At 67.9% G+C, this 11,184-nt stretch carries 11 protein-coding genes; 8 read left to right on the top strand and 3 right to left on the bottom strand.

Features of this window, described 5'->3' with window-relative positions; translation table 11 throughout:
* Window positions 1-252: 252 nt before the first annotated feature.
* The 3 genes from ASD86_RS13790 (at window position 253) to ASD86_RS13800 (ending at window position 2,839) form a co-directional block, all read left to right on the top strand.
* A complete protein-coding gene (locus ASD86_RS13790; RefSeq protein ID WP_056111387.1) occupies window positions 253-1,167 on the top strand; it encodes a cation diffusion facilitator family transporter in 915 nt (304 codons plus the stop codon).
* Between the two features lie 154 nt (window positions 1,168-1,321).
* Window positions 1,322-2,335 carry a DUF1963 domain-containing protein gene (locus tag ASD86_RS13795; protein WP_056111390.1) on the top strand — a complete coding sequence of 338 codons (1,014 nt, stop codon included), beginning with the start codon at window positions 1,322-1,324 and terminating at the stop codon, window positions 2,333-2,335.
* Window positions 2,336-2,359: 24 nt separating this feature from the next.
* Window positions 2,360-2,839 (top strand): GNAT family N-acetyltransferase, encoded by a 480-nt coding sequence (locus ASD86_RS13800; RefSeq protein WP_056111394.1) that lies wholly within the window; start codon window positions 2,360-2,362, stop codon window positions 2,837-2,839.
* Window positions 2,840-2,981: 142 nt separating this feature from the next.
* Here the strand turns inward: ASD86_RS13800 and ASD86_RS13805 are convergent, their stop codons facing one another.
* From ASD86_RS13805 to rlmJ, 3 genes are all read right to left on the bottom strand, one after another.
* Window positions 2,982-3,206, bottom strand: coding sequence for a hypothetical protein (locus tag ASD86_RS13805; protein WP_056111397.1), 225 nt, complete (start codon window positions 3,204-3,206; stop codon window positions 2,982-2,984).
* A gap of 261 nt (window positions 3,207-3,467) precedes the next feature.
* A complete protein-coding gene (locus ASD86_RS13810) occupies window positions 3,468-3,668 on the bottom strand; it encodes a hypothetical protein (RefSeq protein WP_036109252.1) in 201 nt (66 codons plus the stop codon).
* A gap of 480 nt (window positions 3,669-4,148) precedes the next feature.
* A complete protein-coding gene (gene rlmJ, locus ASD86_RS13820; protein ID WP_056111401.1) occupies window positions 4,149-5,009 on the bottom strand; it encodes a 23S rRNA (adenine(2030)-N(6))-methyltransferase RlmJ in 861 nt (286 codons plus the stop codon).
* 189 nt (window positions 5,010-5,198) lie between these two features.
* Between rlmJ and creB the strand changes: the two genes are divergently transcribed.
* The 5 genes from creB (at window position 5,199) to ASD86_RS13845 (ending at window position 10,979) form a co-directional block, all read left to right on the top strand.
* On the top strand, window positions 5,199-5,870 hold the full coding sequence (gene creB / locus ASD86_RS13825; RefSeq protein ID WP_056111404.1) for a two-component system response regulator CreB: 672 nt from the start codon (window positions 5,199-5,201) through the stop codon (window positions 5,868-5,870).
* A gap of 10 nt (window positions 5,871-5,880) precedes the next feature.
* A complete protein-coding gene (creC, locus tag ASD86_RS13830) occupies window positions 5,881-7,323 on the top strand; it encodes a two-component system sensor histidine kinase CreC (RefSeq protein ID WP_056111407.1) in 1,443 nt (480 codons plus the stop codon).
* Window positions 7,324-7,824: 501 nt separating this feature from the next.
* Window positions 7,825-9,276, top strand: a complete 1,452-nt coding sequence (gene creD / locus ASD86_RS13835) for a cell envelope integrity protein CreD (protein WP_082578337.1) — start codon at window positions 7,825-7,827, stop codon at window positions 9,274-9,276.
* 213 nt (window positions 9,277-9,489) lie between these two features.
* Window positions 9,490-10,095: a GNAT family N-acetyltransferase gene (locus ASD86_RS13840; protein ID WP_056111410.1), complete on the top strand. Its 606-nt coding sequence runs from the start codon at window positions 9,490-9,492 to the stop codon at window positions 10,093-10,095.
* The gene (locus ASD86_RS13845) at window positions 10,095-10,979 is read left to right on the top strand and encodes a carbon-nitrogen hydrolase family protein (protein ID WP_056112720.1); all 885 of its coding nucleotides are present in this window, start codon (window positions 10,095-10,097) and stop codon (window positions 10,977-10,979) included. Before ASD86_RS13840 ends, ASD86_RS13845 begins: the two co-directional genes overlap by 1 nt.
* Window positions 10,980-11,184: the final 205 nt, after the last annotated feature.

Raw genomic sequence — 11,184 nt, forward strand, 5'->3', positions numbered from 1 at the left:
GGCTTGCGCCGCTCCTACAGGAAGGCCATGCCACTCGCACCGAGCACCGGCAAGCAACACCAGCCCCCTGTAGGAGCGGCGCAAGCCGCGACCGCGCGACCTCATTCGCGTCGCCGGCCTGAGCGCCTGCGCGGATGCCGCCGCGCTCGCACCCCCCCGCATCGCTCGCACTGGCACCCACCCCAGCCTATCCAAAGGCCAGCATCGGCNAATGCTAGACTCCGCCGCTCGACCCGAAGGAGCAGTTCAGTCATGGCAGGTGGTGGCGATTCGACCCGCGCGATTTTGTTCGCACTTGGCGCCAATTTCGCGATCGCGGTGGCCAAGGGCGTGGCCGCGTTCTTCACCGGTTCCAGCGCGATGCTGGCCGAAACCGTGCATTCGCTGGCCGACTGCGGCAACCAGGGGCTGCTGCTGCTGGGGCTCAAGCAGTCCAAGCGGCCGCCGACGCCGGATTACCCGCTGGGGTACGGCAAGGCGATCTACTTCTGGTCGTTCCTGGTCGCGGTGATGCTGTTCACCGTCGGCGGCATGTTCTCGCTGTACGAGGGCATCCATAAATTGCAGCACCCCGAGCCGCTGAAGCAGTGGTGGTGGGCAGCCGGCGTGCTGGCGTTCGGCATCGCCGCCGAATGGGTGTCGATGCGCGCCTGCCTGCAGGAAGTGGCCAAGGCGCGCGGTCAGCGCTCGCTGTGGCAGTGGTTCCGCGAAAGCCGCCAGGCCGAACTGGTGGTGATCTTCGGCGAAGACCTGGCCGCGCTGCTGGGCCTGGTGCTGGCGCTGGGCGCGGTGCTGCTGGCGGTGTTCACCGGCAACCCGATCTGGGACGCGATCGGCACCATCTGCATCGGCGCGCTGCTGATCATCGTCGCGGTGTTCGTCGCGATCGAAGTCAAGGCGATGCTGATCGGACAGAGTGTGGATCCGATGCGTCAGCAGCAGATCCGCGAGTTCCTCGATTCGCGCCCGGAGATCGCCAAGGTCATCAGCGTGATCACCCTGCAGCTCGGCAACGAGGTGATGGTGTCGGTGCAGGCGCAGATGCGCGAAGAGCAGAGCGTCGCCGGCCTGACCGAGCAGATCAACACGGTCGAGCGGGCGATGAAGCAGGCCTTCCCGGAAGTGCGCTGGAGCTTCTTCGAGCCCGACCTCAAACTCGGCGACTGAGCGCTCGCGCCGTCGCGTAATAACCCGGCCGGGGGAGCAGACGCTCCCCCGGCTTTTTTCTGGGCGAGTTCTGTGGGCGAACGAGGTTCGCCCTCACGGCGGGTTCTTGGCCATAATCCGCTTGGAGAACCGGCAAGCGAATGGACGGCGGACGATGAAGACGGGCAAGGCGGTGTTGGTATCGGTGGGGATCATCGCGGCGGTGCTCGCGGTCGCCGGTGGCGTGGGCTATTTCGTCTATTACAAGATCGACAGCCGCGACAAGCGGGCCGCCGCGCAGGTCGAAGCCGAAGCCGCGCTCGAAGACGCCGACCGCAGTGCGCCGCAATGCGGCAGCCACGACGACGACGAACGCGCCAAGGCGGTGCTGGCGCCGATCGAGCCGGCCTTGCAGAACACCCAGCGGCCGGTGGCGCGCATCGCGCTGGAGACGATGAAAACCGACGACGTCGCGGTCAGCAAGGTCGGCGGTCGTGCGTACTGGGCGGCCGGGCGCGACTACCCGCGCGATCCGAAGGGTCAGCCGCTGTTCCTGCTGGCGCAGATCCAGCTCAGCGAATTGCCGAAGATGCCCGGTTATCCCGAGCGCGGCATGCTGCAGTTCTTCATCTCCGGCGACGATTTCTACGGCGCGGCCATCGACGCGGCGCACGGCCCAAAGCGCATGGACGCATTGGCCGAGCCGAAGGGTTTCCGGGTTGTCTATTGGGCCGACGCGAGCGCGCCGGCGATCGCGCCGCCGGCGGCGACCGCCGGCCTCGACGCGCTGCCGTTCGACCCGGCCAAGCCGCGGCGCATCCGTTTCAGCGCCGACCACGAGACCATGGGCATCCACGATGTCGGCCTGGACAAGGTGCTCGGCACCGATATCGACGCCCTGGCCGAGCGCTATATCAGCGCCAACGTCGACGATCGCGTCGCCGCCGAGGACCTGAGCGACGAAGTGTCCGACTACCTCGATCGCAGCGGCCATAAGCTCGGCGGCTATCCCGATTTCACTCAGGACGATCCGCGCGGCGCCGACGACAAGCGGGTGCTGCTGTTCCAGCTCGACAGCGACGACGAGCTGATGTGGGGCGATTCGGGCATCGCCAATTTCTTCATCGACCCGGCCGATCTGGCGCGCGCGGATTTCAGCCGGGTGTCCTACCACTGGGATTGCTATTGAGCATGCCGACTTGAGCGAGCCGACTTGAGCGGGCCGGTCGCGCGCGCGTACCGCGAGGACGACCACGCCGCCTGCGTGGCGTTGTTCGAATCCAACGTGCCTGAGTATTTCGCCGCGGTCGAGCTCGAGGATTTCCTGCAGACCTTGCGCGAAATCGATCGGTATTGGGTGATCGAACTGGCCGGCGAGGGCATCGTCGCCTGCGGCGGTTATGACGGCGTGGATGATCAGCCGGGTGTCGCCGCGCTGTGCTGGGGCATGGTGCGGCGCGACCTGCATCGGCGCGGCCTCGGCGATTTTCTGGTCAGCGAGCGTCTGCGCCGGATCGACACCGACGGAGACTTCAACGCGGTGGTGATCGAGACCACGCGTTTCAGCTGCGACTTCTATGCGCGCTATGGGTTCGAAGTGATCCGCGAACAGGCCGACGGCTTCGCGCCCGGCTACGACCTGGTGGAAATGCGCCGGCCGGTGCCGTGGCCGCGAGCCGCGCGCGGCGGCTAGGCGCAACGCCGAGCCGGCTGAGTACGCGGTGGCCCAACGCGCGCGCGGCGATGCGCGCGCACGCAGCGGGCGGTGTCGGTCGCGCGGCGCCGTCGCCGGACCGCCTGCTGGCGCAGGGCGATACGGCGACAGCCGACCGGCGTCAGGGCACTTCGCAGCCGGCGCGCCCCATGCAGCCCAGGTAGGCGCGCTCGCACACGTCGGGCGGCAGGCCGTTCGACAGGCAATTACGTTGGATGCGTTCGCAATTGATGATCGCCTGCGGCGTGCACAGCGCGGCGAGCGCGGTGGTCGACAGCCCGGCGGTGAACACGAAGGCGCAGGCGAACAGCAGCGCGGTCCTGGATCGTTTGGTCGGACGGGTCATGGGCATTCCTTTGTCTGTGTGGACGGGTTGCAGGCAACGACACGGATGACGAGCGTCGTTGAATTGTGTCGCGGACATCGCGACGCTGTGCGCAGGCCGTAGGCGGCGCGGACGCAACGGGGCGGGTCGTGGTGCATGCAGCGGCGGCGTTGCCATGGGACGCGGCGATGAGAGGCTTCGCCTCGAGTGGCTCGCGGCCGGAGAGGTGGCTCTCCGGCCGCGGGTGAATCGCCGGCCCGATCTCGCGATCGGGTCCCGCGATCAGGGGATGATGCAGCCGCAACTGCGATAGCAGTTGGCGTAGTTCAGTTCGCAATCAGTGGTGTTGGGATCGCACAGGCTGTAGGCGCGTTCGCAACCCAGGCGGCAGGTGTTGTTGCACGCGGCGATCGCGGTGGTCGCCATGCCGATGCCGAAGGCGAATGCGCACAGGGCGAGAAGGGTGGATTTCTTCCTGATCATGGGAACTTCCTGTCTGGGCCCGTCATTGGGCACGGGCCGTCATACGCCGAATGTCGGTGTCGCCGCAAGGCGATTTTCTGACAGGTGTGCGATTCGGCCGCGCATGAAGCGGCATACAAAAATGCCGATATTCAAGTGGTTTTTCGCTTGCTCAGGCGGCTCGCGACGGCCGCGCGATGGCGATGCGCGAGGGCGAAATGCAATCGGCGATGGCGTTAGGCGACCAGAGCGGCAGGGTGTCTCGCTGCACTGCAACGCGGTATCGCGGCGATGGTGCGTGCGACGACGCAGTGCAGGGTGTGATCGGGTGCGCAGTTGCGTTTGTGATCGATCGACAGAGCACGACGTGTGGATACGGCTTCGCTCACATCGCGGGATGAAGGTCGGATCGGTGCCGTCGGCGTTGAATCGGCTCGCCCGATCCATGAGGCTCAGGCGGTGGGCGACGGCCGGCGCGTAACCGCGCGCCGGCCCGATCGCTCAATCGCCCTGCTTGAGCCAGGTGATCGCGCAGGACGCGTCCGCGGTTTCGCCCAAGGTGCGCGCGAGCACCGGCAGCACCGCGTCGAGGGTGCGATCGAATTGCCACGGCGCGTTGAGCAGCAGCAGGCCGCTGCCGTTCATGCGCAGCGGCGAATCGTCGGCGCGCACCAGCAGTTCGGCGGTCATCACCGACTTGGCCGGCAGGGTCGCGGCGCGACGGTAGAACGATTGCAGCGAGCGGCGGCGCTTGATCGGATACCACAGCACGTAGATGCCTTGCGGCCAGCGCGCCAACGCATCGCGCAGCGCGCCCAGGGCGGTGTCGAATTCTTCCAGTTGCGCTTCGTACGGCGGGTCGATCAGGACCAGGCCGCGGTTGAAGCGGGTCGCGCCGAGCTTGGGCGGCAACAGCGCCTTCATCCCGGTGTAGCCGTCGCGGGCATGGACCGCGATGCGGGTGTCGTTCTCGAAATGATGCTTGAGCTGGGCCGCTTCCTCCGGCTGCAGTTCGCAGGCGGCGATGCGGTCGTCGTCTCGCAGGGCGTGCGCGAGCAGCCACGGCGAGCCCGGATAAGCGGCCGGCCCGTGCTCGGCGCGGCAGGCGCGCACCGCGGTGAGGTAGCGGCCGATCGCCGGCTGCTTGGGCGCCTCGGCGAGCAGCCGGCCGATGCCGCCCTCGGCCTCGCCGGTGCGCTGCGCCGAATTGCCGTCGAGCGGGTACAGCCCGCGTCCGGCATGGGTATCGAGCGCGAACAGCGGTGCCGGCTTGGCGGTCAGCGCGTCGCACAGGGCCAGCACGGCGATGTGTTTGAGCACATCGGCGTGGTTGCCGGCGTGGAAGGCGTGGCGATAGTTCATGGGATTCGGGATTCGGGATTCGGGATTGGGAAAAGCGGGGCGCGGCCTTTCGCGGGGCATTATGCGGGTTGGGGCTGCGTTGCGTGCCCGATCGCAGCCGATGAAGCGATTTTGCGCCGCATCGGGCACCATGGCCGCCATGTCGGCTCTGTTCCGAATCCCCAATCCCCAATCTCGAATCCCGGCTCCATGCGCATCCTGCTAGTAGAAGACGAATCCGCCATCGCCGACACCGTGCTGTACGCGCTGCGCGCCGAGGGCTTCGAGACCACCCACTGCCTCACCGGCGGCGAGGCGCTGCGCGAGGCGCAGCGGGTCGCTTATGACCTGGCCGTGCTCGATATCGGCCTGCCCGACATCGGCGGCTTCGCCCTGTGCCGCGAGTTGCGCCGCGACCGCGACCTGCCGGTGATCTTCCTGACCGCGCAGAACGCCGAGGCCGACCGCATCCTCGGCCTGGAGATCGGCGCCGACGACTACGTGACCAAGCCGTTCTCGCCGCGCGAGCTCGCCACCCGGGTACGGGTGGTGCTGCGGCGCAAGGGCGGGGCGAACATTCCGGCCGAGTCCGAGGCCGGCTTCGTCCACGACGGCGAGGGCAAGCGCATCCGTTACCGCGGCCAGGCGCTGGACCTGACCCGCTACGAATACGGCCTGCTGGCCGCGCTGCTGCAGCGCCCCGGCGCGGTGCTGTCGCGCGCGCAGCTGATGGACCGGGTCTGGGGCGATGCGCTCGACAGCGGCGACCGCACCGTCGACACCCACATCAAGACCCTGCGCGCCAAGCTGCGCGAAATCGGTCCGGACAGCGACCCGATCCGCACCCATCGCGGCCTGGGCTACTCGTTGGAGCTGGGCTGAGGCCGCCGGCATGCGCATCGGGCTGCGAATCTTCCTGGGGTATTTCCTGATCGTCGCGGTCGCCGCGCTGCTGCTGGCGCGGGTGTTCGTCGCCGAGGTCAAGCCCGGCGTGCGCCAGGCGATGGAAGACACCCTGGTCGACACCGCCAACATCCTGGCGGAACTGGCGGCCGACGATTTCCTCGCCGGCCGCATCGACCACGGCGATTTCGCCAAGCGCGTGCGCGCGCTCGGCGAACGCGACGTCGGCGCGGCGATCTGGGGCTTTCGCAAGCGTGCGACCACGTATCGCGTCTACATCACCGATGCGCGCGGCATCGTCGTGTTCGACAGCGACGGGCGCGATGTCGGCCAGGATTACTCGCGCTGGAACGATGTCTACCTGACCTTGCGTGGCCGCTACGGCGCGCGTTCCAGCCCGGCCGCGCAGAACAATCCGGACGAGACGATCATGTACGTGGCCGCGCCGATCCGCGACGACGCGCGGCGGGTCGTGGGTTCGCTGACCGTGGCCAAGCCCAACAGCGCGATCGCGCCGTTCATCGCCCGCAGCCAGTCGGTGGTGATGCGTTGGGGTTTCGTGCTGATGGGCGTGGCCTTGTTGATCGGCGTATTGGTGTCGTGGTGGCTGTCGCGCCAGATCGACCTGCTGCGGCGCTACGCGCACGCAGTCACCGCCGGCGCGCGCGCGCCGCCGCCGGATGCGGCGGGCGAATTCGGCGAACTCGGCCGCGCCCTGGAAACCATGCGCACGCGCCTGGAGGGCAAGCAGTACGTCGAGCAGTACGTGCATACCCTGACCCACGAGATGAAGAGCCCGCTCGCGGCGATCCGCGGCAGCGCGGAACTGCTCGAATCCCCGCCCGGCGACGGCACCATGGCCGACGCCGACCGCGCGCGCTTCGCCGGCAGTATCCGCAGCCAGGCCGAGCGTCTGGCGCAGATGATCGACAAACTGCTCGCGCTGGCCGCGGTCGAACACCGCCAACGGCTGGAGAAACCCGAGCCGGTGGCGCTGGCCGCGATCGCCCAGGAGGCAGCCGAGCAATGCGCGCAGCGGTTGCACCGGACCGGCGCGAAGCTGTTGCTGGACCTGGAACCGAACCTGCCGCCGGTGCTCGGCGATGGTTTTTTGTTGCGTCAGGCCTTGATCAATCTGATCGAGAACGCGGCGGATTTTTCTCCGGCGCAGGGCGAGATCGTGCTGCGTCTGCGCCGCGACGGCGAATCGCAGCGGGTCGAGGTCAGCGACCGTGGGCCGGGCGTGCCGGATTACGCGGTGGGGCGGGTGTTCGAGCGGTTTTACTCATTGCCGCGCCCGGCCGGCGGCAGCCGCAGCAGCGGGCTGGGGTTGTGCTTCGTGGCCGAGGTGGCGTCGCTGCATGGGGGTGGGGCGGCGTTGGTCAATCGCGATGAGGGTGGGGCGGTGGCGAGTCTGGTGGTGCCGGGGTAGGGCGGTTGATTGGTTGTGTTCGCGCCCAACCGTTATCGCGAAATTGGCCCCTGGAAGATTCGCCCTTGGAGAATTCGCCCACTTTGTAAAAGGGGGCTGCGCCCTGCGTTGCATGAAGTTTGTACGTAGCTGATTGGCGCGGGGGATTCGCTTTTGCTTTTGCTACTACTCGGTGGAAGAGCAAAGCAAAAGCGAATCCCCCCTGCCCCCTTTTCCAAAGGGGGGAACAGCAACAGCAGTAGCAGTAGCAGTAGCAGTAGCAACAGCCAACAAGTCGCCGGCAGCAGCGTCCGACTCTTTTCGTCAACCTCAGAAAAATCGCCCCCTTTGCAAAAGGGGGCTGCGCCCCGCGTTGCGCGAAGCATGCGCGCCGCCCACTGGCGCGGGGGATTTGCTCTCGCCGTTGCTTCACCACCACTTCACCGATCCAACACCGCAACGTCATCGCCTCCCCGCACACCGCCCCCAAGCTGCGCGTCAACGTCACGGAAGGAGTACGACATGCGGGTGTGGTTGAAGATGCTGATGGTGCTGGGCATGACCCTGGCGATACTCGTTCCCTTGCTGATGATCGGCGGCATCATCAGCGAACGGCAGCAATACCGCGCCCAGGCGGTCGCCACGGTGGCGCGCAGCTATGCCGGCGCGCAGGCGTTCTCGGGGCCGGCGCTGGTGGTGCCGTACGAGGACACCTGGGTCGAGGCGGAGACCGACGACAAGGGCGTGGTCAAGCACACCGTGCATCGCGAACAGGGCCGCTGGACCTACTTCCCGAACAAGCTCGCGGTCACCGGCGACCTCAATCCCGATACCCGCCGGCTCGGCCTGCACAAGGTCCTGGTCTACACCTGGCAAGGCAAGGCCGAGGCCGATTTCGCCGCGAACATCCCGGCCAATCCGGTCGCCGCGGCCGGCACCACGGTATCGGGCATCACCCGCGTGATCGGCAAGCCGTGGTTGAGCTACGCGTTCGCCGACGTGCGCGGCCTGCGCGATCCCAAGCTGAAACTCGACGGCGCGCAGGCGGCGATCGAAGACGGCCTGGGCGCGCGCGACGGCGGCGGCATCCATGCGCGGCTGGCCGCGCCGGCGCCGGGCACGCAACTGCGCCTGCAGACCCAGCTGGAGTTCGCCCTGGGCGGCACGGAGTCGCTGGCGCTGGTGCCGCTGGGCAAGGACAACCGCTTCGCGCTGAACTCCTCGTGGCCGCATCCGAACTTCGGCGGCAGCTTCCCGCCGAGCTCCGACGGCATCACCGACAAGGGCTTCAAGGCCGAATGGCGGGTGTCGTCGGTCGCGACCAACGCCCAGCGCCAGTACCAGGCCGGCACGATCCTGCCGTCGGTGACGGTGATCGGCGACGATTCGGTCGACGGCACGGCCGGCGGCGACATCAACGCCGTCCAGGTGACCATGAAAGATCCGGTCAACGTCTACTCGCAGGCCGATCGCGCGACCAAGTACGGCCTGCTGTTCGTGCTGCTGACCTTCGTCGGCTTCTTCATGTTCGAACTGATCAAGCAACTGCGCATCCACCCGATCCAGTACGGCCTGGTCGGACTGGCGCTGGCGATCTTCTTCCTGCTGCTGGTCAGCCTGAGCGAACACATCGAATTCGGCCTGGCCTATCTGGCCGCGACCGTCGCCTGCATCGGCCTGATCGTGTTCTACCTCAGCGCGGTGTTGCGCAGCGTGGTGCGCGCGCTGGGCTTCGGCGCGATGCTGGTGACCCTGTACGGCGCGCTGTACGGCCTGCTGATCTCGGAAGACAACGCGTTGGTGCTCGGCGCCGGCCTGCTGTTCGTGATCCTGGCCGCGATCATGGCGCTGACCCGCAAGGTTGATTGGTATCAGCTCGGCGGTAACGCCGGCCCGGCGGTCAAGCGCAGCGTCGCTCCGGCACCGGCCAGCCCGGCTCCGCCGCGCGATCCCAGCGTCCCGCCGGCGCTGTAAACGGCCGGCTTTTGTAAGCGACCGTTCCCCCCGGCGGCGGCAGGCACGATGCCTGCCGCCGCTGTCGTTTCCGGCCCAGGGCGCGAGGCCTGGGGCCAGCCCCGATTGGCGCGGGCCTCGACGACGGCGGAAGATGAGGCCCCGCAACCCATCGGCGCGGCTGGCCTGTCACCCGCCGCCCCCGACCCGCCCGCGCTCACCCAAGATGCCCACATGAAGAAACCGATGCCCGAGATCCGCAGCTACGGCGGCGCCGAGATCACGCCCTATCTGGACGCGATCGCCGCGCTGCGCATCGCGGTGTTCCGCGACTGGCCGTATCTGTACGACGGCGACGCGGCCTACGAGGCCAAGTACCTGCAGACCTATCGCGATTCGTGGCGCAGCATCGCGGTGCTGGCCTTCGACGGCCCGCGCGTGGTCGGCGCGTCCACCGGCGTGCCGATGAGCGATGAAATCCCCGAGTTCCGCGCCGCTTTCGACGATCACCTGCTCGATGTCGATCACGTGTTCTATTGCGGCGAATCGGTGCTGTTGCCCGATTACCGCGGGCGCGGCGTCGGCCATCGGTTCTTCGACATGCGCGAGGCCCATGCGCGCGCGCTCGGCGGCTTCAACTGGACCACGTTCTGCGCGGTCGAACGCGAGCCCGGCGATCCGCGCCAGCCGCCGTTTCATCGCGGCAACGAGGTGTTCTGGAAAAAACGCGGTTACACCCATCGCCCGGAGCTGCGCGCGAGCCTGCCGTGGAACGAAGTCGGACGCGGCGAGCGCGAACACACCCTGAGTTTCTGGCTGCGGCCGCTGGGGCGCGCATGATGCGGGTGGCCGTGGCCAAGTACGCGATCGGCGCGCCGCGCACGTTCGCCGAGTTCGCCGACAAGCAGACCCAGTGGCTCAGCGAAGCGCGGCGCAGCGGCGCGCAACTGGCGGTGTTGCCCGAATACCTGTCGCTGGAACTGGGCGCGACCTTCGGCGCGGCGACCCAGGGCGACCTGCACGCCTCGCTGGTCGCGACCCAGGCCTATCACGGCGCGTGGCTGGATTTTTTCGCTCTGCTTGCGCGCGAATTGGGGCTGCATATCGTCGCCGGCAGTTTCCTGTTCGATCCCGGACATGGGCGTTATCGCAATCGAAGTTACGCGTTCGCGCCCGACGGCGGTTGCCTGTGGCAGGACAAGCTGCAGCTCACGGGTTTCGAGAAACAGGCCGGTGTCATCGAGGCCGGCGATGCGCTCAAGACCTTTGCCCTGGGCGAACAGCGCGCCGGCATCGCGATCTGTTACGACATCGAGTTCCCGTTGCCGGTGCGCGCGCAATGCGAAGCCGGCGCGCGCTTGCTGATCGCGCCCAGTTGCACCGACACCGCGGCCGGCGCGACCCGGGTGCGGGTGGGGTGTCTGGCGCGCGCGCTGGAAAACCGCTGTTTCGTCGCGCAGGCGGTGACCGCGGGCGAGGCGTTGTGGAGTCCGGCGTTGGACATCAACACCGGCGAGGCGGCGGTGTATGCGCCGATGGATGTGGGCCTGCCGGCGGACGGGATGTTGGCGCAGACGCGCGGCGGACAGCGCTGGGCGTATGCGGATATGGATTTCGTCGCGCTGGAGGCGAGTCGGGCGCGGGCGCAGGTGGCGAATGATCGCGATTGGGTGGGGCAGTTGCGGCCTGGGGTGTTGCGGGCGCAGGTGGATCGGTTTGGGTGATGGGAGGGATGGGGCGAGTGAGGGATGGTTGCGGCGTCGGTGCGGATGCGCGGTCGCGGCTTGCGCCGCTCCTACAGGTAGGGCATGCGGCTTTCGCTTGAGCCCGAAGCCGCGCAGTTCATCCAGCGCTGCGAGGCTTAGAACTCGCGTTAGCACCAGCACACCCGAAGGGCGGCGTGCAGGATGCACGCCGTGCGCCACCGGG

This window comes from Lysobacter sp. Root690, from assembly GCF_001427785.1.
Taxonomy (GTDB): Bacteria; Pseudomonadota; Gammaproteobacteria; order Xanthomonadales; family Xanthomonadaceae; genus Lysobacter.

Coding starts and splice junctions, on each gene's coding strand:
- ASD86_RS13790 (WP_056111387.1), top strand. CDS start 253: ATGGCAGGTGGTGGCGATTCGACCCGCGCGATTTTGTTCGCACTTGGC.
- ASD86_RS13795 (WP_056111390.1), top strand. CDS start 1,322: ATGAAGACGGGCAAGGCGGTGTTGGTATCGGTGGGGATCATCGCGGCG.
- ASD86_RS13805 (WP_056111397.1), bottom strand. CDS start 3,206: ATGACCCGTCCGACCAAACGATCCAGGACCGCGCTGCTGTTCGCCTGC.
- ASD86_RS13810 (WP_036109252.1), bottom strand. CDS start 3,668: ATGATCAGGAAGAAATCCACCCTTCTCGCCCTGTGCGCATTCGCCTTC.
- rlmJ (WP_056111401.1), bottom strand. CDS start 5,009: ATGAACTATCGCCACGCCTTCCACGCCGGCAACCACGCCGATGTGCTC.
- creB (WP_056111404.1), top strand. CDS start 5,199: ATGCGCATCCTGCTAGTAGAAGACGAATCCGCCATCGCCGACACCGTG.
- creC (WP_056111407.1), top strand. CDS start 5,881: ATGCGCATCGGGCTGCGAATCTTCCTGGGGTATTTCCTGATCGTCGCG.
- creD (WP_082578337.1), top strand. CDS start 7,825: ATGCGGGTGTGGTTGAAGATGCTGATGGTGCTGGGCATGACCCTGGCG.
- ASD86_RS13840 (WP_056111410.1), top strand. CDS start 9,490: ATGAAGAAACCGATGCCCGAGATCCGCAGCTACGGCGGCGCCGAGATC.
- ASD86_RS13845 (WP_056112720.1), top strand. CDS start 10,095: ATGCGGGTGGCCGTGGCCAAGTACGCGATCGGCGCGCCGCGCACGTTC.